Origin of the sequence: Brevundimonas aurantiaca, assembly GCF_014199955.1 — a bacterium.
Classification (GTDB): Bacteria; Pseudomonadota; Alphaproteobacteria; order Caulobacterales; family Caulobacteraceae; genus Brevundimonas; species Brevundimonas aurantiaca.
This window is the reverse complement of the sequence record NZ_JACHOQ010000005.1, coordinates 101,391-123,330: the sequence shown is the minus strand read 5'-3', so window position 1 is coordinate 123,330 and position 21,940 is coordinate 101,391. Positions and strand designations below refer to the sequence as shown.

The 21,940-nt window shown below is 66.3% G+C and carries 22 protein-coding genes; 9 read left to right on the top strand and 13 right to left on the bottom strand.

What is annotated here, in order from left to right; all coding sequences use genetic code 11:
* Positions 1-15: 15 nt before the first annotated feature.
* The gene (locus GGQ93_RS11635) at positions 16-654 is read left to right on the top strand and encodes a DUF938 domain-containing protein (protein WP_224764318.1); all 639 of its coding nucleotides are present in this window, start codon (positions 16-18) and stop codon (positions 652-654) included.
* Here the strand turns inward: GGQ93_RS11635 and GGQ93_RS11630 are convergent, their stop codons facing one another.
* On the bottom strand, positions 655-1,143 hold the full coding sequence (locus GGQ93_RS11630) for a hypothetical protein (protein WP_224764317.1): 489 nt from the start codon (positions 1,141-1,143) through the stop codon (positions 655-657). It abuts the gene before it with no gap.
* A 411-nt stretch (positions 1,144-1,554) separates the two neighbouring features.
* Here GGQ93_RS11630 and GGQ93_RS11625 point away from each other — a divergent pair, with 411 nt between their 5' ends.
* Positions 1,555-2,325, top strand: coding sequence for a pseudouridine synthase (locus GGQ93_RS11625; protein ID WP_183217154.1), 771 nt, complete (start codon positions 1,555-1,557; stop codon positions 2,323-2,325).
* Here GGQ93_RS11625 and GGQ93_RS11620 read toward each other — a convergent pair.
* The 5 genes from GGQ93_RS11620 to crcB form a co-directional block, all read right to left on the bottom strand.
* The gene (locus GGQ93_RS11620; protein ID WP_054766000.1) at positions 2,311-2,619 is read right to left on the bottom strand and encodes a transcriptional regulator; all 309 of its coding nucleotides are present in this window, start codon (positions 2,617-2,619) and stop codon (positions 2,311-2,313) included. The two genes, GGQ93_RS11625 and GGQ93_RS11620, sit on opposite strands and share 15 nt — an antisense overlap.
* Positions 2,616-3,065 (bottom strand): hypothetical protein, encoded by a 450-nt coding sequence (locus GGQ93_RS11615; protein WP_183217150.1) that lies wholly within the window; start codon positions 3,063-3,065, stop codon positions 2,616-2,618. Before GGQ93_RS11615 ends, GGQ93_RS11620 begins: the two co-directional genes overlap by 4 nt.
* A gap of 81 nt (positions 3,066-3,146) precedes the next feature.
* Entirely contained in the window at positions 3,147-3,911 is a 765-nt protein-coding gene (locus GGQ93_RS11610; protein ID WP_183217148.1) for an ATP12 family chaperone protein, read from the bottom strand.
* Positions 3,908-4,930, bottom strand: a complete 1,023-nt coding sequence (locus tag GGQ93_RS11605; RefSeq protein WP_183217146.1) for an RluA family pseudouridine synthase — start codon at positions 4,928-4,930, stop codon at positions 3,908-3,910. Before GGQ93_RS11605 ends, GGQ93_RS11610 begins: the two co-directional genes overlap by 4 nt.
* Positions 4,927-5,322: a fluoride efflux transporter CrcB gene (gene crcB, locus GGQ93_RS11600; protein WP_183217144.1), complete on the bottom strand. Its 396-nt coding sequence runs from the start codon at positions 5,320-5,322 to the stop codon at positions 4,927-4,929. The genes GGQ93_RS11605 and crcB overlap by 4 nt, the downstream gene beginning before the upstream one ends.
* Positions 5,323-5,461: 139 nt before the next feature.
* Between crcB and GGQ93_RS11595 the strand changes: the two genes are divergently transcribed.
* Positions 5,462-6,655, top strand: coding sequence for a hypothetical protein (locus GGQ93_RS11595; protein ID WP_183217142.1), 1,194 nt, complete (start codon positions 5,462-5,464; stop codon positions 6,653-6,655).
* On the opposite strand, the gene GGQ93_RS11590 is transcribed toward GGQ93_RS11595, so the two are convergent.
* The 3 genes from GGQ93_RS11590 to GGQ93_RS11580 form a co-directional block, all read right to left on the bottom strand.
* Positions 6,656-7,144, bottom strand: coding sequence for a CC0125/CC1285 family lipoprotein (locus GGQ93_RS11590; protein WP_183217140.1), 489 nt, complete (start codon positions 7,142-7,144; stop codon positions 6,656-6,658).
* Positions 7,145-7,208: 64 nt separating this feature from the next.
* Complete coding sequence (locus tag GGQ93_RS11585) at positions 7,209-7,934, bottom strand: RluA family pseudouridine synthase (RefSeq protein ID WP_183217138.1); 726 nt, start codon at positions 7,932-7,934, stop codon at positions 7,209-7,211.
* Positions 7,935-7,950: 16 nt separating this feature from the next.
* Positions 7,951-9,279, bottom strand: a complete 1,329-nt coding sequence (locus GGQ93_RS11580; RefSeq protein WP_183217137.1) for a replication-associated recombination protein A — start codon at positions 9,277-9,279, stop codon at positions 7,951-7,953.
* 70 nt (positions 9,280-9,349) lie between these two features.
* On the opposite strand from GGQ93_RS11580, the gene GGQ93_RS11575 reads away from it, so the two are divergent.
* Positions 9,350-9,772, top strand: coding sequence for a VOC family protein (locus tag GGQ93_RS11575; RefSeq protein ID WP_182714519.1), 423 nt, complete (start codon positions 9,350-9,352; stop codon positions 9,770-9,772).
* Positions 9,773-10,102: 330 nt separating this feature from the next.
* On the opposite strand, the gene GGQ93_RS11570 is transcribed toward GGQ93_RS11575, so the two are convergent.
* The 4 genes from GGQ93_RS11570 to GGQ93_RS11555 all read right to left on the bottom strand — a co-directional run bounded on the left by GGQ93_RS11570 (position 10,103) and on the right by GGQ93_RS11555 (position 15,629).
* On the bottom strand, positions 10,103-11,503 hold the full coding sequence (locus GGQ93_RS11570) for a Do family serine endopeptidase (protein ID WP_082382801.1): 1,401 nt from the start codon (positions 11,501-11,503) through the stop codon (positions 10,103-10,105).
* Positions 11,504-11,577: 74 nt separating this feature from the next.
* Positions 11,578-12,477 carry an enoyl-CoA hydratase-related protein gene (locus GGQ93_RS11565; protein ID WP_183217135.1) on the bottom strand — a complete coding sequence of 300 codons (900 nt, stop codon included), beginning with the start codon at positions 12,475-12,477 and terminating at the stop codon, positions 11,578-11,580.
* A 107-nt stretch (positions 12,478-12,584) separates the two neighbouring features.
* Complete coding sequence (locus tag GGQ93_RS11560; RefSeq protein ID WP_152950545.1) at positions 12,585-13,802, bottom strand: hypothetical protein; 1,218 nt, start codon at positions 13,800-13,802, stop codon at positions 12,585-12,587.
* A gap of 234 nt (positions 13,803-14,036) precedes the next feature.
* Entirely contained in the window at positions 14,037-15,629 is a 1,593-nt protein-coding gene (locus tag GGQ93_RS11555) for a carboxyl transferase domain-containing protein (protein ID WP_183217133.1), read from the bottom strand.
* Between the two features lie 285 nt (positions 15,630-15,914).
* Here GGQ93_RS11555 and rpsF point away from each other — a divergent pair, with 285 nt between their 5' ends.
* From rpsF to GGQ93_RS11530, 5 genes are all read left to right on the top strand, one after another.
* Positions 15,915-16,304 (top strand): 30S ribosomal protein S6, encoded by a 390-nt coding sequence (gene rpsF, locus GGQ93_RS11550; protein WP_054766976.1) that lies wholly within the window; start codon positions 15,915-15,917, stop codon positions 16,302-16,304.
* Positions 16,305-16,316: 12 nt separating this feature from the next.
* On the top strand, positions 16,317-16,595 hold the full coding sequence (rpsR, locus tag GGQ93_RS11545) for a 30S ribosomal protein S18 (protein ID WP_054766014.1): 279 nt from the start codon (positions 16,317-16,319) through the stop codon (positions 16,593-16,595).
* 1 nt (position 16,596) lies between these two features.
* On the top strand, positions 16,597-17,181 hold the full coding sequence (rplI, locus tag GGQ93_RS11540; protein ID WP_183217132.1) for a 50S ribosomal protein L9: 585 nt from the start codon (positions 16,597-16,599) through the stop codon (positions 17,179-17,181).
* 592 nt (positions 17,182-17,773) lie between these two features.
* Complete coding sequence (locus GGQ93_RS11535) at positions 17,774-20,224, top strand: TonB-dependent receptor plug domain-containing protein (RefSeq protein WP_183217130.1); 2,451 nt, start codon at positions 17,774-17,776, stop codon at positions 20,222-20,224.
* A 202-nt stretch (positions 20,225-20,426) separates the two neighbouring features.
* Positions 20,427-21,917, top strand: coding sequence for a replicative DNA helicase (locus tag GGQ93_RS11530; RefSeq protein ID WP_054766017.1), 1,491 nt, complete (start codon positions 20,427-20,429; stop codon positions 21,915-21,917).
* The last annotated feature ends 23 nt before the right edge of the window (positions 21,918-21,940 follow it).

Genomic DNA, 21,940 nt, shown 5'->3' with positions numbered 1-21,940 from the left:
ATCGAGATGCAGACGATGGATTCCCTCGCCGCCGTAGGCGGCGACGCCCTTGCGCCCGGCGCGATGTCCTCACCGGCGGCGCGACGCAACGCAGAGCCGATTCTCGGCGTGCTGAAGGCCCACATGCCCAAGGAAGGCCGCGTGCTGGAGGTCGCCGCCGGTTCGGGCGAGCACGCCCTGATCTTCGCCTGCGCCCTTCCCGGCCTGACCTGGACGCCCAGTGATCCGAGCTCGGAGGCGCGCGACAGTATCGAAGCCTGGCGGCGGGACGGGCCGCCAAACCTTCGGCCGGCCTTTTTGCTGGACGCCGCCGACCCGACGACATGGCCCGATACGGCGCAGGATGCGGTCTATTGTGCGAACATGACGCACATCAGCCCCTGGTCGGCGACCGAGGGGCTGATGGTTCTGGCTGGACGGTTGCTGCGCCGACCGGGCGGCCTTTTGGCTCTGTACGGCCCCTACCGCGAGGCCGACGTCCCTCTGTCCCCATCCAACGCCGCCTTCGACGAGAGCCTGAAGGCGCGAAACCCGGACTGGGGCTTGAGAGATCGCGAAGCCGTGGACGATCTGGCCCGGTCGCAGGGGTTGGTCGCGACGCGCCGGGTCCAGATGCCGGCGAACAATCTGATGCTGCTGTTCAGACGCGCCTGATCACAGGCCGGCGACAACGGCGGCCAAGTCCGGCCGGGCGTTCACGAGCTTCACCTGATCTTCCTTGAAAACGGCGCCGGCGGCCTCGGCGGCGTGTCCGAAACGTTCGGCCGCCAGTTCCACCCCGTCTGCAAAGGCGATCACGGGCAGTCGATTGGCCCGAGCCAGATCGACAAGCGCCTGCACGGCCGCCAGGTCCGTAGCGTCCCGCGCGCCGCCCGGCACGATCAGTCCCTTCAAGCGCCCCTCGGCGATATCGGCCGCCGTCGCGGTGGCCAGGACCGTGACGCCCCCCGTGATCAGGCTGGCGTCGCCGGTCGAAATCGGGGCCAGACCCACGCCTTCCGCCCGCAGCACGCCCTCGACATCGCCCATTTCGCCGAAGTCCATATCCCGGCGCATCACCAGCCCCATGCGCAGGCGGGTGGGAACGGGGCGATTATAGCCTGAGCGACGAGGACCGGCGGACGATTTGCGTTCAGCGTACAAGAGATCTCCTATTCGATTTCAATATTGTCATAGCTCTGGCGGCGAAATCGCGCCGCCCGTCTAGATAAACGTCCAGAAAAGCAAAAATGGTCGGGCCCGACATTCGTCGCCCCGCATTCTGGATCGCTTGTGGAATGACGGCTGATATAGTCGAAAAGCGGACAAGATCAACCTTTTCCGACCGGGAACGGATGAATCGTAATCCTGCCTAGAGCATGATCGTTTCGGACGGAACCGCTTCGCGGTTCCGGCAGAAGCGTCAATCATGCTCTCGCTTTGATCTGGAGCCTGATTCACCGTTTCAGCGGAACCGCGTAGCGGTTCCTCCTCAACGGATCAGGCTCTAAGGGATCAGACTTGCTCGCTCGGCAGTCGCACCTTACACAGCGGCTTCCCTGACGACGGACTGCGATGGCCTTTTCCCGCACCTATGACGGCGACGAACCCGTTCGCGTGAACAAGTGGCTGGGCCAGACCGGCGTCTGTTCGCGGCGCGAGGCCGAGACCCTGATCGCAGACGGACTGGTGACCATCGACGGCGAGGTGGTGCGCGACGCCGGCCGCAAGATCGAGCCGGGCCAGACCCTGACCCTGAACGACACGGCCCAGTCGGCCCTGGCGGCGGGCATGACCATACTGCTGCACAAGCCGGTCGGCTATGTCTCGGGCCAGCCCGATCCCGGCAAGATACCGGCCGTGCGCCTGTTGAAGGCCCCCAACCGCGTCGGCGAGGGCGAGGTCCCGGCGCGCGACGCCTCCCTGCCCCCCATCGGCCGGCTGGACGAGGATTCGCGCGGCCTCTTGCTGCTGTCGTCGGACGGGGTGGTGGCCAAGGCGGTCATCGGGCCCCAGTCCGAACTGGACAAGGAATATCTGGTGGTCGTCGACGGCCAGATCACCGAGGCCAAGCTGGGCAAGCTGCGCCACGGGCTGGAGCTGAACGGCAAGCCGCTGAAGCCCGCCCGCGTCACCCAGATCGAACCCCAGCGGCTGCGCTTCATCCTGACCGAGGGCAAATACCGCCAGATCCGCCGGATGTGCGAACTGGTCGGGCTGGAGGTCACGGACCTGTACCGCATCCGCGTGGGGCCGCTGCTGCTGGGCGACCTGCCCGAGGGCGGATGGCGTCACCTGACCCCGGACGAGCGCGACGCCCTGATCCGACAGTCAGCCGGGAACTGACACCCCGGCCAGCCCCGCCAGACGGGTCAACTCCGCCACATGGCCGGCGAAGGCCTTGCGTCCCGTCGGCGTCAGCACCAGCCAGGTGCGCTGGCGCCCGGCGAAGGCCGCCTTGCGCAGCTTCACATAGCCGGCTTCCTCAAGCTGTTTGACGTGTTTGGACATGACCGAGTCCGACACGCCGACGCCGTCACGCACCACGCCGAACTCCACCTCGTCGGCGGCGGACAGCATGGCGCAGATCTGCAGGCGGCCCGGCGCGTGTATCAGGGCGTCGAAGACGGGCGCGCTCACTCCCCCGCCTCCGTTTCGGCTCGGTAGACGCGCAGCCACAGGCGCGAGCAGCCGAGCGCGGCGACGAAGGCGATCACCCCGAGCGGCAAGGCCCAGAGCGGCTCCCCCCATCGGCCCACATAGAAGGCGGCCAGCATCAGCACGGCGAAGAGAGCGCCGAGCGCCATGGCCACCCAACGCGCCCGTTTCGGCGAGAGACCGGTCACGCTGACGCCGGTCTTGTCCGCCCAGCCCCGCCACAGGAGGCCAAACGCCAGGGCGCCGCCACCGGAGGCCAGCACGTTGAAGGGCGCCGGCGCAGCCTGCCCCGCCACGATCACGGCCGCGATGGAGGAATAGACGATGTCGTAGCGCCAGGACCCTGCGGCGACCCGGTCGCGCACGAAGTGCTTCGACGCTCGAATCTGCGCCAGCTGCGCCTCGTAGTTCTCAGGTTCATCGGACATGGCGACCTCTCTTCACTTTCCAAACTGGAAAATGACAGTGACTTTCCACATCGTCAACTTAAAACTTTCCGCATTGGAAAGTCAGATCAGCGCCGAGAACCAACGCTCCAACAGTTCAGCCTCGGCGCGGCGGGCGGCCGTGCGTTCGGCGGCTTCGGCGTCCACGCCCCACTGCTCCTCCTGAAACAGCTCGTCGATCCGCGACAGGTCGAAGGCGGCGCCGCCCTCCAGAGCGCCCTGCTCCAGCGCCAGGGCCAGGACCGCCGAACCGAACAGGGGCACGGCGGTCGCCAGGCCGGTCAGGCGGAAGTCGTCCAGCGACAGGGCGTGGGCCTTCACCCGGGCGACGGCCTCGGGCGACTGGGGCTGGTGGACGATGCCGGAGACGGGCGCCAGGACCACCCCCATCTCGCGCGCCGCCCAATCGCGCCACGGTCCCCACGCGTGCTGCTGGCGTTCGACCAGGGGCGTCGGGTGTTCAGCCAGATAGCAGACCACGTCCGATCCGGCGTAGGCGGCGATCTCGTCCGCCACCGCCTCGCGCGCCTGGCCGATCCGGTCGATGGCGGTCGAGGCCAGACGGGTGGCGGGCATGGTCGATGGTTCGACGATCTCGCCCTGTGCGGCCCACTCGTCGGCCACGAGTCGGGCGGCGGCCTCGGTCGGCAGCACCAGGGGCGCCTTGGCGGGGGTCTTGGGCGTGCGCCCGTCCAGCAGCACGGCCCAGCCGCCGTCGGAATGGCTCCCGACGGTCACATCGCTCCAGAAGCGGCGCACCGTCTCCTGAACTTCGCGAAAGCCCTTGCGGGCGGCGACAATGGGGTCGAGCGGGGGAATATGGCTCATCGAATTCGCTTCACGCCCAGGAAGGGATCGTCTTCCGCCTCGTCCTCGGAGAAGCCGAAGTGGGCGAAGCCGGCCTTCATTTCGGGACTGAGCGGCGCGGTGACCTTCAGCAGGCCGCCGCGCGGGTGGTCCAGTTCGATGCTGCGGGCGTGGAGTTGCAGCTTCAGCGGACCGGACAGTTCGCGGGACTTGTCGTCGCCGTATTTGGGATCGCCCAGGATCGGGTGGCCTATGCCCGCCATATGGGCGCGCAGCTGGTGGGTGCGGCCGGTGAAGGGGCGCAGGGCCATCCAGGCGGCGCGATCGGAGGCGCGGGAGATGGTGCTGAAGGCCGTCTCGGCCGGCTCCGCCTTGGGATCTTTGCGGTCGGCCGGGCGCATCATCTCGAAGTCGTTGATGCCCGTCTTCTTCAGCGGCATGTCGATCTGGCCCGAATAGGGTTTGGGATTGCCGATGACGATGGCCCAATAGGTCTTCTTGGCCTGACGGCGGGCGAAGGCCCCGGCCAGACGCTTGGCCGCCTCAGACCCCTTGCCCAGCAGGAGGACGCCGGAGGTGTCGCGGTCCAGGCGGTGGACCAGCCGCGGCCGCTCCATCCCCTCGCCCCAGGCGCCGAGCAGACGATCGACGTGACGGCTGGTCTTGGTGCCGCCCTGGACGGCCAGGCCGTGCGGCTTGTTCAGGGCGATGACCATGTCGTCCTCATAGAGGACCAGAGACTTGGCGAAGGCGATGTCGCGTTCGGTCAGGGTGTGGGGGTCGCCGGCCTGGCGCGAGGTGTCGTCGGGAATCGGCGGCACGCGCACGGCGGCGCCGGCGGTCAGACGGCCCTCGGGCTTGATCCGGGCGCCGTCGACGCGGATCTGGCCGCTGCGGGCCATCTTCTGGACCTGGATGTTGGACAGGTGGGGCCAACGCCTGCGGAACCAGCGGTCCAGCCGGATGCCGTCCTCGTCTTCCGCCACATAGAGGGTCAGGACTTCGCGCTTGGGCGCGTCTGCGGGCGGTTGGTCGGTCAAAGGGCGGCTCCGAAAGCGCGGCGGGCGACCATCAGGCCGATAAAGAGAGCGACGACGGCCAGCACCACCGAACCGACCACATAGGCGGCGGCCAGGGCGTAATCTCGGCGTTCAATCATCATCACCGCCTCCAGCGAATAGGAGGAGAAGGTGGTGAAACCGCCCAGCACGCCGACGGCGGCGAACAGGCGGATCGTCTCCTGATGCGCTCCGCCCTTGAAGGCCAGCCAGCCGACCAGCAGGCCCATGGCCAGGCCGCCCAGGATATTGGCCGCGAAGGTGCCCATCGGCCAGGCCGTATTGGGCGCCAGCCGCGCGGCGAGGAGACCCAGGCCGAAGCGCGCCATGGACCCCAGGGCGCCGCCGGCGGCGACAAGAAGAAACCGTGTCATGACCCGGGCCTATATACGCCGCCGCCGCCGAAAGCGAAGTCTCCCTGCCCTCGCCGCCCGTCTGACCGAAACTTCACTTGCCCTCGGACGTGGTTAACGGCGATATCCGAAACAGCCTAGTTCAGGTCGGGGATGTTTCATGTCGCAGGAAGACAGCCAGAGCCCGGCGATCGCGCCGACGATGACCCCGCCGCCGCCCGTCGTCGAACCCGAAGCGCCGGCGGCCGAACAGCCGCACGATCTGGCCGAAGCCCCGGCGGAGGCCCCGCGCACGGCCCCGCCGACGCCGACCCCCAGCGACACCCCCGCCATATCGGACGAAGGGGTTCTGCGCCCGATCCAGGAAAGCGACTATTTCACCCTGGACGACGCGGCGATCGCGCGCATCTCCGGCAACATCGACCTGTACTTCAACCAGCCGCTGGAGATCTTCCCCTTCTGGGAGAACGAGAAGAAGCCGGACCGCTTCCACGTCCTGTTCTCGCGCCAGATCGAGGAGCGGTTTCCGGCGGACCGCGACATCCGTGGCCGGGTTCACGCCTATGGGCGGCGCATCTTCCGCGCCCTTTGCGTCCATGTGGGAATCAAGCGGCTGACCCAGGCCCTGGCCCTGATCGCCTTCGCCGTCCTGGCCGAGATGGGGCCGACCCTGTTCGCCGAATGGGCGGGCGGCCAACCGGCCGGTCTGGGTCTGGGGGTGCTGGCCATGCTGGTGACGGGCGGGATTTTCTTCGGCGTCTCGACCATCCTGTTCATCCAGTACCGGTTCCGGCTGGAGAACGACTCCTATGAGCTGTCGCGCGAGATCGTGCAGCGGACGCGGGAGCTGCAAAACCTGTTCACCAACGCCCGCGCCCTGTCCGACCAGGCCGAGACCACCTATCAGATGGACGGCAAGGCCTGGGGCCAGCGCGCCCTCTATCTGACGCGTCTCGTCATGTGGATCGGGGCGCGGATGGAGTATCTGGAGAAGTTCATCCAGATGGAGCTGTGGCGTGTGCGGCGCGAACGCTACTGGATGCGCTGGTTCGGGCGGATCACCACCCCGGCGGTTCTGTTGATCTGGCTCATCGCCTTCGCCCTTTTCCCGGCGCCCCAGGCGAACGAGGTCGGGTTCCGCGTCCTTCAACTGGTCGCCGTTGTTCTGGCGTTCGGCGTGTCCTGGCTGTCCTACTTCCGCTGGCAGACCCCGGCAAACGCCATTCAGGACAAGCTGGGCGCTGACGGCTGGGTCCGCTACGCCTCGCTGGACGTGGACAACACGGTCGGCGACCAAGTGCGGCGCGACAAGGAACGGCTTGTCGAATACCGCGCCCTGACCAGGGGGCGCTGATCAGCGTGGGATGGAGGCCTGGACCGAGCGGGCGTCATAGGCGTTCGGACGATCGGGCTTTCGCCCCCGGCCCATGACGATCTCCAGAGAAGTCGAGGTCGGGCTGGGGCCGCTGAAATTCACGCCCAGGCCGACGCCGACGCCCGAGGCGGAATAGCCGCCGTACCGGCTGGAGCCGCCGCCGATCGAGACGCTGGGCCGCACCCCGCCGGCGCCGCCGGGGCGGCCGTCGGTCCAGCTCTGGGTCACCTCGAACCAGTCATAGCCCTGTTCGGTCGTCAGGTCGGCGGCCCGCAACAGGGCGAAGTCGGCTACGGCGCCGGGGGCGCCCACGCCGTTGTAGGTCACCCGATAGCGGTTCGATTCGATCCTCTGGTCGGAATAGCCCTGACCGCCCGGCCCCCGCTGGGCGCCGTAGGGCGCCAGACTGGCGCAGGCCGCAAGCGCCAAGGTCGAGGCGGCGAGGCTGAGAACGGCGAGGCGCTTCATGGCGGAGTCTCCTTTGGCTGAGATAGCGTTGCGTGAGCCGGAGCGTTCCGTCTAGAGGCCCCGACTACAGGCCAAGCGCCGCGCGCAAACCCGCAAAGTCCGCGGGCGGCGGCGCCTCGACCGTGGTGGTCCCGCCTTCGGGATGAGGAAAACTCAGCTTGGCGGCGTGCAGCATCAGGCGCGGCGCCGGCCCGACCTCTGTCGTCAACGCCCCGCCATAGCGGACGTCCCCGATCAGCGGACGGCCCAGATGGGCCATATGGACCCGCAACTGGTGCATCCGCCCCGTCAGCGGCTCCAGCTCGACCACAGCGCCCTGGTCGTTGGCGGCCAGGGTCCGATAGCGGCTCTGCGCCCCTTGCGCGCCGGGCGCATCGAAGGCGACGACCCGCATATAGGATTCGCGCCCGATTTCCTCGCGCCGCAGCGGGGCGTCGATACTGCCAGACCTTGGCTCCGGCGCGGCGGACAGCAGGGCCAGATAGGTTTTGCGGAACCGCCGCATCTGCAGGGCCTTGCCCAGAAACCCCGCCGCCGGCTTGGTCTTGGCCGCCAGGATCACGCCCGAGGTGTCCCGATCCAGCCGATGCACCAGCTCCGGCCGTTTGCCGTTGGACCGTGCGAAGGCCCACAGCAGATCGTCCAGCGTATGGGCCTTGATCCGCCCGCCCTGGCTGGACAGGCCCGACGGCTTGGAAAAGGCGATGACGTGGGCGTCCTCGTGGATCACCCACGACCGGACGGCGGCGATCTCATCCTCGGACAGGGCGACGGGTGTGCGGGCGGTCATCGGGGGCTTCTAGAGGTCAGTCCCCCGCCCCGTCCACCGCCGCCTCTTTGGCCATTCGCGCCCGCATCTCGGCCCAGCGCTCCAGCCGCGCCTTGACCTTCTCCTCATGCCCCTCGCCCTTGGGTCTGTAGAAGATGCGGCGCTCCATCTCGTCGGGGAAGAAGTCGGCGCCGGAAAAGCCTTCGGGCGTGTCCGGATCGTACTGGTAGCCCTTGCCGTAGCCGAGCTGTTTCATCAGCTTCGTCGGGGCGTTGCGGATATGGGCGGGCGGCATCAGGGAGCCGGTCTCATAGGCCGCCTTCTTCGCCGCCTTGAAGGCTTCGTACACCCCCACCGACTTGGGCGCTGTGGCCAGGTGGACCACGGCCTGGGCCAGGGCCAGTTCGCCCTCCGGGCTGCCCAGGAAATCATACGCATCCTTGGCGGCGTTGGCGACCAGGATCGACAGGGGGTCCGCCTCGCCGATGTCCTCGACCGCCATCCGCACGATGCGCCGCGCCAGATACAGCGGATCTTCGCCCCCATTCAGCATTCGCGCCAGCCAGTAGAGGGCCGCGTCCGGGTCCGACCCCCGCACCGATTTATGCAGGGCGGATATGAGGTTGTAGTGTTCTTCTCGCGACTTGTCGTAAGCGGGCGCGCGGCGTTGCAGCACCCCCGCCAGCCCTTGCACATCCAGGGTCTCGCCCTTGGGCAGGTCGAACAACACCTCTGACATGGTCAGCAGATAGCGGCCGTCGCCGTCGGCCAGGGCCAGCATGGCCTGACGCGCCTCGGGCGACAGAGGCAGGGCGCGCTCCATATGGGCTTCGGCCCGCGCCAACAACTGATCCAGCGCCGCGTCGTCCAACCGCTTCAGCACATAGACCTGGGACCGCGACAGCAGCGCCCCGTTCAGTTCGAAACTGGGGTTCTCGGTCGTGGCCCCCACCAGGGTCACGATCCCCGCCTCGACGAAGGGCAGGAATCCGTCCTGCTGGGCGCGGTTGAAGCGGTGGATCTCGTCGACGAACAACAGGGTGCTCTGCCCCGCCGCCCGCCGCATCCGCGCCGCCTCGAACGCCTTCTTCAGATCGGCGACCCCGGAAAAGACGGCGCTGATCGACTGGTATTCATAGCCCGCAGCCTGGGCCAGCAGCCGGGCGATGGTGGTCTTGCCGGTGCCGGGCGGCCCCCACAGGATCATGGAGCCCAGCCGCCCCGCCTCGATCATCCGCCGGATGGGACCGCCCGGTCCCAACAGATGATCCTGGCCCACCACCTCCTCCAACGTGCGCGGTCGCAGCCGGTCCGCCAGGGGCGCATCGGGGGGCAGGATGCCGGAGGCTTCGAAAAGATCGCTCATTGCGACCTATGTAGTCGTGCCTAAAGCGGTTTTCACCCGTTAGTATGGGTCAGCGCCATAGAGAGCCCTCATGACCGACGCCCATCCGAACCAAGGTCCGACTGGCGGCCTAACCCCGCACCTGACCATTCCGTCGCGGGGCGCCGCCGCCGCCGTCGATTTCTACACCATCGCCTTCGGCGCGGAAGTGCTGGATCGGCGGCTGGCGGACGACGGGGAACGGTTGATGCACGCCCATCTGAGGATCAACGGCGCCAGCCTGATGCTGAACGACGAGTTCCCGGAATATACGGGCAGCCAGGACGTCCGCCCCGCCGGCGTGACCCTGCACCTTCAGGTCGAAGATCCGGACGCCTGGTGGACCCGCGCCCTGACGGTCGGGGGTGCAGAACCGGTTCTCGACATGGCGGACCAGTTCTGGGGCGACCGCTACGGCGTCCTGCGCGACCCCTTCGGCCACACCTGGTCGATCGGCGGGCCGATGAAGGGTTGAGACGATCAGGCTCTCGCCCCGTCCGGTCAGCGAGAGCCCTCGCAGCGCTCGATCCCCAGCCCTCCGCCTGCCGGCCATCCCTGGGTTTCTCGTCCAATGTCGCGAAAACCCGCTCCTTGTTTCAACGGCTTGCGGCTTCGCCCGTCGAACTACCCGGCGCCCCTCCCGAGGGCCCTATAATGACGCCCGGTCTTTGACATCGCAGAAGGAGCAGAGCGCGGCGGCAGCCGGACAGTCCGAGCAGCGTCCGGCCATTTCTCGTTAGAAAACAAAACCTGTCGGACAGATCGGACACATCGGACACCTTTTTTTGTCCAATGGCGGAGCGGCCTAGCGCAGAACGCCTCGGATTTGCCGACCGCCGCGATTGATGACCACCTCCCAAGGGCCGCGCCCAGCGCTGGCGGCCTGAGCGTCAGCGGCTGTGGAAATTTGACGGCCGTTGATCGCGATCAGCAAATCGTTCTGGCGGAAGACGCTGGCCGCATAGCCTCGACCGGAGACGCCGAGCACGACCACTCCGGTGGCGAAGGGATCGCCGCCAAGCCGATCCGCCAGGGCCGGCGTGAGTTGCGCCACCATGGCCCCTTGCAACGGCCCTTGCTGGATAACGAGGCCCTTGTCGGGATCAGCCTCGCCCGGCAGGGTTTGCACCCGCGCCGTCAGCGTCTGGACCCGCCCGTCGCGCAGGATGGCCACCTGCACCTGATCATTGGGCGCGCGGGAGCCGATGCGGTAGTTCAGCCCGCCCTGGTCGTTGATCTCCTGGCCGTCGATCGCCGTGATCACGTCGCCCTGACGCACCCCCGCGCGGGCGGCCGGGCTGTTCGGATAGACGTCGGTGACCACCAGCCCCTGCGGGCGGGAAAGGCCCAGGCTGCCGGCGATGTCGCCGGTGACCGTGTCGCCCTTCACCCCCAGCCAGGGCCGCACCACCGTCTTGGCGCCGCCCAGGGCGCTGTCGACCACCCGCTTGACCATGGCGGCCGGCACGGCGAACCCGACCCCGGCCGACGAGCCCGAGCGCGAGAAGATGGCGGTGTTGATGCCGATCAGGTCGCCGTCCATGTCCACCAGCGCCCCGCCCGAATTGCCCGGGTTGATGGCCGCATCGGTCTGGATGAAGGAGCCTGAGTCGGAAATGCCCGTCTCGGTCCGGTTCAGGGCCGAGATGATGCCGTTGGTCACGGTCTGGCCCACGCCGAAGGGATTGCCGATGGCCAGGACCAGATCGCCGACCTGCTGTTCTTCCTGATCGTCGATGGCCAGGACCGGCAGGCGGTCGCTGACGTTCTCCAGCCGCAGCACGGCGATGTCGCTGCGCTCGTCAGCCAGGATGACGGTGGCGGGAAACTCGCGCCGATCGTTCAGCACCACCTTGATCTGCTGGGCGCCGTCGATGACGTGGTTGTTGGTCACCACGATCCCGTCCGACCGGACGATGACCCCCGACCCCACGGATTCGGCCACCCGCGCCTGGGGGATGCCGCCGCCGAAAAACTGGAAGAAGGGATCGACCTGAACCCGCTGCACGCTGCGCGCCGAAATATTGACCACAGCCGGAGCGGCCGAGCGCACCACAGGGGCGAAGCTGGACTTCATCCCCGCCGCATCGCTGGGGGCGGTGCGCGTGGGCTGGGCGAACTCGCCCTCCTGCGCCTTGGTCGAGGTGGGATTGCCGCAGGCCGAAAGGGCCAGGGCGGCGACGAGCACGATCGGTCGGGTCTTCATCGTCATCCAAGGAATGGAGGCTTCAAGCCGGGCTATACCGCACGGCTTTTCTGGCGGCATCAAGGCGATGGCGGTCAGACCGTCCAGCTCGGCTTGCGCTTGTCCAGAAAGGCGCGAACCCCCTCCTGCCCCTCGGCCGAGACCCGCGCCCGGGCGATCCGTCTGGCCGTATCGTCCATCAGGCCGTGATCGATCCTGTGGCCGGCGATGTCGTTGACCAGCCGCTTGGCCTCGCCCATGGCGCCGGGCGCATTGCCGCCCAGGCTGTCGGTCAACATGGTGATGAACTCATCGACCGAACCCTGGGGCAGGACCAGGTCGATCAGTCCCGCATGGGCGGCGTAGTCGGCGTCGAAACTGTTGGCGGTCAGAAACAGTTGGCGGGCGCGGCGGGCCCCGACGGCCTCGATCACATAGGGGGCGATGGTGGCCGGGATCAGGCCCAGCTTGACCTCGGAAAAGGCGAAACGCGCGCCCTCGACCGCCACGGCCATGTCGCAGGCGGCGACGATTCCGGCCCCGCCGCCCATGGCCGCGCCCTCAACGACGGCGCAGGTCAGGGCGGGGACGTCGTGCAGGGCCTTCAGCATCCGTGCCAGCCCCAGGGCGTCGTCGCGATTGTCGGCCTCGGACCAGTCCGCCGCGTCACGCATCCAGTTCAGATCGGCCCCGGCGCTGAAGGTTCCGCCCGCCCCGCGAATGAAGACCGCGCGCACATGGTCGGCGCCGTGCAGGGTCTCGAACGCCTCATGCAGGGCGGCGATGGTGGCGGCGTCGAAGGCGTTCTTCTTTTCCGGCCGGTTGAGGGTGACGAAGACGACGCCGTCGGTGGTGGCGTCGATCCGAACCAGATTGTGATTGGCGTCCGGCGCGGCGTCCGCGACCAGGGGATGGGCGATGCTGTTGATCTCCGCCGCCTCCGCGTCGGTGACGTCCAGAGCGTTGATGTCGGCGTCGTTCGGTTGCTCGGCCATGTCTTGATCTCGGATATTCGATACACGAGAGCCTAACGCGCTCCACGTCAAACGGAAACGCAACCCTCCTCGATTCGATCGCCAACTCGCTCAGCCTTCACGGGAAACTAACCCGTGGAGTTGCCGCAATAGAAGGAGCTGGACCGACACGGCACGCCTGGCTGGGTGTTGAGGCCCATGGCGATGACTTCCAAGGTCAGACTGAAGTACATATCGGGGCCGGTTATATTATAGGTGAACTGCGTGCCGGACACTGTTGTTGTCAGAATGCAGGCGTCGTTCCTATACAGGTTGAGCACATATGATGTGGCTTGTGGCACAGCCGCCCACGAGGCCGTAATCGGCGTGCGTGGATAGACGTAAGTCCCTGGCGAGAGACTCCAGTTCACGCCGGTGGTGGGAGGCAGTTGCGGAGCTTGATTGTCCCTCCACTGCACGATCGGCGACTGGCCGTCTTTCGTTTCGGAGGTCCAATACCAGTGGAATGCCGGCCCCTGCGGCCCGTTCTTGAGATAGTTTTGAATGAAGCCGGACACGGTGATGTTGGCGCCCCACAAGCCGTTGTAGAAAACCCATGCTGGGCCATCATCGGAAATGAAGGTGAGGTTCGGCGCCGTGTCCCAGACTGGCCCCACATCGTCTGTATAATCGTTCGCCGTAAAGCCGGTCTCCGTCCTCATATGGACGCCGGCGGTCGTGTAAAGCTCATGGCTGTGCCAAGCCGCATAGCCGTTCAGACGAGGCACTTGGTCAAGCGTCAGGTCTGAAAAATTCGAAGATGTGACAATGTTGGGATCGCCATGGGCTTCATAATCGACATAGAGCAACGACACCTTGTCCTGATTGATCTTCACCTTGGCGGTGAGACGAATCCAGTCCCCTATGTGAGCGCCGAATCCGGAGCCCGAACCCAGCGGCCGTGAGGCGTAAGACGTCTGCGGACCCAGCCCCCCATTATATGCAAAGAAGCCGAAGTAAGAAATAAGATAGTAGTCGTCCCGCATTGCGATGCGGACGTACATCGGCGCGGTGATCGTTCTATTTGTAGGTCCATGCTGACCTAAGAACGTTTCGAGCTGATAGTTATAGAAATGAGGGTCGGATACGGGGATCACCGACGGAGACGAGGGGAGAAGCTCGCCTATATCGCTGAAATAACCTTGCCAAAGCGACACCCAGCTCCAATCAGCGACCGGTGCTGAGCCCGGCGCAGCCGGAAGAGGAAACAATGAAATATTGTCGATCTCTCCACCGCCGAAGGCAGTGCTGGAGGATCCCGCTTTCAACTTATCCGGAGTCATCGGCCCGGCGTCGAGAACGGACATGCCTGAGGGTAAGTCAGCGCCCCCGGATGAAAGTTCTCCGCTACCGCTGACCAACTGGCAGCGGCTGAGAAATGTCTCGACAGCTATCGGCCGATGCGGATCCTGAGAATGCAAGCGAAGGATTGGAGCCAGCTTGGCTGCAACTTGGGCAGGCGTAACCGTCGGCATAAAAGATCCCCAAATCTGATAGACCGACGATATGAGGCGCCCTGCGAGAAGTACAGCTGTCTTATGCTACATCCTAAACAGGCCGAAGGTCGTCTCCGGGATCGGGGCGTTCAGGCTCGCCGATATAGCCAGCCCGAGCACGTCGCGCGTCTGGGCCGGGTCGATCACGCCGTCGTCCCACAGGCGGGCGGTGGCGTAATAGGGATTGCCTTCGTCCTCGTACTTCTGGCGGATCGGCGCCTTGAAGGCTTCGGCCTCCTCGGGCGACCAGGTCTCGGCGTCGCGATGGACGGTGGCCAGGACGCTGGCCGCCTGTTCGCCGCCCATGACGCCGATCCGGCTGTTGGGCCAGGTGAAGAGGAAGCGCGGCGAATAGGCGCGGCCGCACATACCGTAGTTTCCGGCCCCGAAGCTGCCGCCGATCAGGACGGTGAACTTCGGAACCTCGGCCGAGGCGACGGCCGTCACCAGCTTGGCGCCGTCCTTGGCGATGCCGCCCGCCTCATACTTGCCGCCGACCATGAAGCCCGAGATGTTTTGCAGGAACAGCAGCGGAATCTTGCGCTTGCAGGCCAGTTCGATGAAGTGGGCGCCCTTCTGGGCGCTCTCGGAGAAGATGACGCCGTTGTTGGCCAGGATGGCGACCGGATAGCCCCAGATGCGGGCGAAGCCGCACACCAGGGTGGAGCCGTAAAGGGCCTTGAACTCGTCGAACTCCGACCCGTCGACCAGACGGGCGATCACCTCGCGCACGTCATAGGGCGCGCGGACGTCCTCCGGGATCAGCCCATACAGTTCGGCCGGATCGAAGGCCGGCGCGCGGGGTTCGCGCACATCCAGCTCCACGGCCTTGGTCGTGTTCAGATTGGCGACGATCGACCGCACGATCTCCAGCGCGTGTTCGTCGTTCTCGGCGACATGATCGACCACGCCCGAGCGGCGGCCGTGCGTTTCGGCCCCGCCCAGTTCCTCGGCCGAGATGACCTCGCCGGTGGCGGCCTTCACCAGCGGCGGGCCGGCCAGGAAGATGGCGCCCTGGTTGCGCACGATCACGGTCTCGTCCGACATGGCCGGCACATAGGCGCCGCCGGCGGTGGACAGGCCCATGACGCAGGCGATCTGGGCGACGCCCTTGGCGCTCATCCGCGCCTGGTTGAAGAATATGCGGCCGAAATGGTCGCAGTCGGGAAACACCTCGGCCTGGTGCGGCAGGTTGGCCCCGCCGCTGTCGACCAGATAGACGCACGGCAGACGGTTCTGCTCGGCGATCTCCTGGGCGCGCAGGTGCTTCTTGACCGTCATCGGGAAGTAGGCGCCGCCCTTCACCGTCGGGTCGTTGGCGACGATCATGACCTCGCGCCCTGAGACCCGCCCGATCCCGGCGATGACGCCGGCGCCCGGCGCTTCGCCGTCATACATGCCGTGGGCGGCCAGCTGCCCGATCTCGAGGAAAGGCGAACCGGGATCCAACAACCGCTCGACCCGATCCCGCGGCAGCAACTTGCCGCGGGCGACGTGACGCTCGCGCGCCTTGTCGGAGCCGCCGCGCGCGGCCTTGGCCACATGGTCGCGAAGTTCGGCGACCAGGGCGCTGTTATGCGCGTGCAGGGACTTGTACTTGGGGCTTTGCGGATCGACCGCTGACGTCAGCTTCGGCATGGGGGTGGTTTAGGGGCGGTTGGCGAAAAGCGCTAGTGAGTGAGACGTGCGCTGAGGCGCGCGCTGAAGGCTCACCTCCTGCTCACAGGCGCTTTTCACCCCAACGCCCCGCCGTTCTTGCCAGTTCCCGCCTTTTCCCCTATACGCCCCCGCTTTCCAGGGCTTCGGTCCTGACGCGGAACGCCAAAGGGTTGGACAACCGGTCCCGCCGCCGCGCCAGGAGCCATCGTGGAGATCGACTTACCCGGTCGTTTCCGCGCCGACGCCTACAAGGGAGACTACCGCATGGCTCTTTACGAGCACACGGTCATGACGCGCCAGGACATCTCGGCGCAACAGGCCGAAGCGCTGAACGACACCATCAAGGACCTGATCGTGCAAGGCGGCGGCTCCGTCGCCAAGATCGAGTACTGGGGTCTGCGCAACCTGACCTACCGCGTGAAGAAGAACCGCAAGGCTCACTATTCGCTGCTGGCCGTCGACGCCCCTCCCGCCGCCATGGCCGAGGTCGAGCGTCAGCTGTCGATCAACGAAGACGTGCTGCGCTGGCTGACCGTCCGCGTCGAGGAACTGGACCTGGAACTGTCGCCGCTTCTGGCCCGCCGCGAGCGCGAACGCGAGCGTGAACGCGAGCGCACCCCGCGTGACGACGCCGACGCCGCAGACGCCGAATAAGGAAACCGGATCATGACCGACACGACTGCCCCCACCCCGGGCGCCCCGGCCGGCTCCGGCTCCGCCGGCCGCCGCCCCTTCTATCGTCGCCGCAAGGTCTGCCCGTTCTCGGGCGCCAATGCGCCGAAGATCGACTACAAGGACGTCAAGCTGCTGCAGCGCTACGTCTCCGAACGCGGCAAGATCGTGCCTTCGCGCATCACCGCCGTCTCCCAGAAGAAGCAGCGCGAACTGGCCAAGGCCATCAAGCGCGCCCGCTATCTGGCCCTCCTGCCGTATGTGGTGAAGTAAGATGAAGGTCGTTCTGCTGGAACGCGTCGATAACCTCGGCGCCATCGGCGACGTCGTCACTGTCAAGGACGGCTTCGCCCGCAACTTCCTTCTGCCGCGCGACAAGGCCCGCCGGGCCACCGCCGCCAATCTGAAGGCTTTCGAACTCGACCGCGCCGCCATCGAGCAGCGCAACGAGAAGAACAAGGCCGAGGCTCAGAAGATCGCCGACAAGATCGACGGCCAGACCTACATCATGATCCGTCAGGCCGGTGAAACCGGCCAGCTGTACGGTTCGGTCGCCGGTCGCGACGTCGCCGAGGCCATCCAGGCCGAAGGCGGCAAGGTCGAACGTTCGCAGGTGGTCCTGAACACGGCGATCAAGACCCTGGGCGTCCACGAAGTGCCGGTCCGCCTGCACGCCGAGGTCCGCGCTACGGTCAAGATCAACATCGCCCGCTCCATGGACGAGGCCGAGCGCCAAGCCAAGGGCGAGGACGTGATCCGCAGCCAGTTCGACGATGAGCGCCAGGCCGCCGAGCAATCGGCCCAGGAGCTGATCGAAGGCGGCGCCGGTCAACAGGAAGGCTTCGGCGACGAAGCCTGATCGCCTCCTGGTCTTCGGACCGGACCGGTCGAACTTCAAGGGCGCGTTCCGCAAGGGACGCGCCCTTTCTGCTGCGCGCCCCGCTGCGGCGCGACTTCATGACAAGTTTACAACACATTGAAGGCAAGCGAGCGCCTGAGGGATAGTTGCGCATAAAACGACCTTGACGTCGCGCGCGAACGACCAACACGGTTGCCGCTCGTCGTTTTTCGCATTCCCAGAGCAAGTATTTTGCGCCGATCGGAAGGCGCGCTTATCGGTTTCAGCCCCGGGAGATCGTCATGCTGCGAAGTCCCACCTTCGCCCGACCTTCGGCTCGCGCAGAGGCAACTTTATAGATTTTCTAGCCCTTCAGCTCAGCAAACATGGTCAGGGCCGATGGTTGACCCGCCACGGGACCGCCCTGATATCGCCACAAGGGCTGAACGCCGCCATCGGCCGATGAGGGGACTTAAGATGCATCTGTTTTCCGAGCGTGCAGCCTGGCTGCAACCCAGGCAGCGATGTCGCCGATAGCGTCCCTTTTAAAGAACGCCGCTCAAGACGGCGACGCCGCGCCGCCCGTGCGCCCTCTCCAGAACAGGATCTCTCCATGCGCCGCTCCGCTTTCCGACCCACCGCCTCCACCCTGCTGATCACCTCATCGGCCTTCGCCTTGCTGACCGCCGCGCCGGCCCTTGCTCAGCAACAACCTCAGGCCGACGCGGTTGACGACATCGTCGTCACCGGCACCCGCGTCCAGAATCGCTCGCGCCTCGATTCTGTCGCGCCCGTCGACGTCGTTACGGCCGAAACCCTGCAACAGCGCGGCTCGACCGAGCTGGCCACCCAGCTAGCCGCCACCGTCCCTGCCCTGAACTTCCCCCGCCCCTCGGCCACCGACGGCACTGACTCGATCCGCCCCGCAACCTTGCGCGGACAAGGGCCGGACCAGACCCTGGTGCTGGTGAATGGCGTGCGCCGTCACGCCACCGCCCTGGTGAACACCAACGGCTCGGTCGGTCGCGGGTCGGCTGCTGTCGATCTGAACGCCATTCCCTCCACCGCGATCGAACGTATCGAGGTGTTGCGCGACGGCGCTGCGGCGCAATACGGGTCTGACGCCATCGCCGGCGTATTGAACCTGCGCCTGCGCAAGGCTTCCAGCGGCGGCGGCGCCAGCGTCACCTACGGCGGCTATCGCACCGACTACACCGGCTTCTACGGCGGCGGCCAGGATTTGAAGGACGGCGAGGCCCTGACGGTGGCCGGCTGGCAGGGGTTCGGCCTGGGCTCGGACGGCTTTCTGACGGCTTCAGTAGAATATCGGGACCGGGAGCGCACCAACCGAAGCGACCTCGATCCCCGCTTCAACCCGTCCCAGGTTCGCGGGGCACAGGGGGATCCTGAGTCTGAGGATCTCGCCGTCTATCTGAACGCCGGCAAGCCCCTGGCTGCGGGCTGGGAAGCCTATGGCTGGGTCGGCTATCAGACCCGCGACGCCTCGGCCGCCGCCTTCTATCGCACGCCGACCGACAACGCCCAGAACCCGGCCTACGCCTCTGGCCGCGTCTATCCTGACGGCTACCTGCCCTACATTCTGACCGACACGACCGACTGGACCACCGCCGCCGGGCTGAAGGGCCAGGCCGGGGGTTTCGACATCGACATCAACCTGGGCTACGGCAAGAACGAGATCGACTTCAGCGTTGAAAACACGCTGAACCCCTCTTTGGGGCCGACCTCCCCAACCAAGTTCTACGCCGGTTCCCTTGCCTATGATCAGCTGGTGCTGGGTATTGACGCCAGCCGCGCCTATGACGTCGGCCTTTACGCTCCCTTGAACGTCGCCTTTGGCCTGGAGGCCCGGCGGGAGTCCTATCAGATCGGCGCGGGCGAACCCAACTCCTATCAGCGCGGGACCTTCCTGAACGTCGGCGGCGTGGATCTCAGCTGGGGCTCGCGCGGTTTCACCGGCTTCACCCCCGCCAATGAGGTCGACGAAGACCGCAACAACATCGGCGCCTATGTCGATCTGGAAGGCGAGCTGTTCGAACGCTTCACCGCCTCGGCGGCTGTGCGGTACGAAAACTACTCGGACTTCGGCGACAATGTTTCGGGCAAGCTGGCGGCGCGGTACGACTTCACCCCGTCGTTCGCTCTTCGCGGCGCCTTATCGACCGGCTTCCGCGCGCCGAGCCTGCAACAGCAGTATTTCACCCAGACGGCGATCCTCTACATAAACAACGTTCCCTATGAGACCGGCACCTTCCCCTCGGTCAGCCCGGTCGGCGTCGCGCTTGGCGGCACGCCTCTGAAGGCCGAGACATCAACCAACTATTCGCTGGGCTTGGTCTACCGTCGCGGTCCCTTTGAACTGACGGCCGACGCCTATCGCATCGACATCGAGGATCGGATCATCCTGTCAGAGACGTTGACCGGCAGCGCCACTGCGGCGCCTGGAACCAACGCCCGCGCCATCTTCGATCTGCTTCAGCCTTATGGCGCCACAGCGGCCCGCTTCTTCATCAATGGCGTGGACACCGAGACGACCGGCCTGGATGTGGTTGCGCGCTACCGGGTTCTGGCCGACGTCGGCTCGCTCGACTTCACCCTGGCGGCGAACGTCAATGATTTCGACGTGACCAAGACGCCCCAGACCCGCTCGGGCATCCTGCCGACCCCGGTCTCGCTGTTCGCGCGCCAGGCGACACTGCGGTTCGAAGAGGGCACGCCGCCGTGGAAGACAGTCTTCCAGACGGATTGGACCCGCGCCCGGCTCGGCGGCACCTTCCGCGTGACCGGCTATGGCGACGTCCTGGCTCCTGGCGCGACCGAGGCGACCGATCTGGAGCTTGGCGTCGGCGTGGTCGTCGATGTGGAGGCGCGCTACGCCCTCAATGATCGTCTGACCTTGGCGGTCGGAGCGGACAATGTGCTGGACGAATATCCCCGCCAAGCTCAGCGCGCCAACAACACATCGGGCGCCTTCCCCTTCTCCAACTTCTCGCCCTACGGCTTCAACGGCCGGTTCGTGTACGGCCGTATCGCCTTGAACTGGTGAGCCGGCCCCACCCTGAGATCAGGGACGCTCTTCGGAGCGTCCCTTTTTGTTTCGCGCACGGACCATGGGCGGCGGGACGTCGGCCGCCGCCTGGGTTCCGCCTGAACAATTCCCGTTCACCCACAGGGCGGACGATCTGTCCACCGTCGCGGCGGCGTCCGCGACTGACGCAGGCGCGTGTGAGGGATAGAGCGTTAAGACAATGAACGCCTTCGCCCCCCTGCCCTTCTCGTCCTCGCCGTTGGACTCCAACGGCGTCGCCTCCATGCCTCATAACCTGGAGGCCGAACAGGCTCTGCTCGGCGCCTTGATGTTCGACAACGGGGTGTTCGAGCGTCTCAGCGACCGTCTGCGCGGCTCCCACTTCTACGAGCCCTTCCACCAGCGGCTGTTCGACGCCATCGAGGATCACATCCGTCAGGGCATGCTGGCCGAGCCGACCATCCTGATGGAGCGGTTCAAACAGGACCCCGCCTTTCAGGAGTTCGGCGGCCTGCGCTATTTCGCCGATCTGGTGGACCGGGCTCCGCCGGCGGCCAACGCCCCGGACTACGCCCGCGTCGTCTATGACACGGCCCTGCGCCGCGACCTGATCCGCATCGGCGGCGAGATCATCAAGGAGGCGCCCAATCCGGACGTCCCCGCTGACGAACAGATCGAACAGGCCGAACAGACCCTTTATTCGCTGGCCGAGACGGGCAAGCCCTCGTCCGGTTTCGTCAGCTTCTCCCACGCCTTGTCCGGCGCCGTACAGATGGCGGCAGAAGCCTATCAGCGCGAGGGCAAGCTGGCCGGTCTGGCCACCGGCCTGCACGATCTGGACCGGAAACTGGGCGGGCTGCACCCGTCCGACCTGCTGATCCTCGCCGGACGCCCGTCGATGGGTAAGACGGCTTTGGCGACCAACATGGCCTTCAACGTGGCCCGCGCCTATCAATGGGAGCCGACGCCGGAGGGCCGCAAGACGGTCAATGGCGGGGTGGTCGCCTTCTATTCGCTGGAAATGAGCGCCGAACAGCTGGCCATGCGGATCCTGGCCGATGCGTCCGGCGTCTCATCCGACAAGCTGCGCAAGGGCGAGATCGACGCTTCGGATTTCGGCAAGTTGCGCGATGCGGCGGTCGAAATCGGCGAGGCGCCCCTCTACATCGACGCCACCGGCGGCATCTCCATCTCCAAGCTGGCCGCCCGGGCGCGGCGGCTGAAGCGGATGGAACATGGGCTGGACCTGATCATCGTCGACTATCTGCAGCTGGTGACCACCGGCGAGGGCGGCGGGCAAAAGAACCGCGTTCAGGAAGTGTCCGAGATCACCGGCGGCCTCAAGGCCCTGGCCAAGGAGCTGAACGTCCCGATCATCGCCCTGTCGCAGCTGTCGCGTCAGGTCGAACAGCGCGACGACAAGCGGCCCCAACTGTCGGACCTGCGGGAATCCGGCTCGATCGAACAGGACGCCGACTGCGTGATGTTCGTCTATCGCGAGAGCTACTATCTGGGGCGGGCCGAGCCGCGCGAAGGCACTGAGGAACACCTGCAATGGCAGCAGGACATGGACCGGCTGCAAGGCCAGGCCGAGGTCGTCATCGGCAAACAGCGTCACGGCCCGATCGGCATCGTCAAACTGGCCTTCGACGCCGACACGGTCCGCTTCGGCAACCTGGCGCACGGCTATGAGGAAGTCAGCTACGAATAGGGCTCTTCCCTGACCGCCGACTT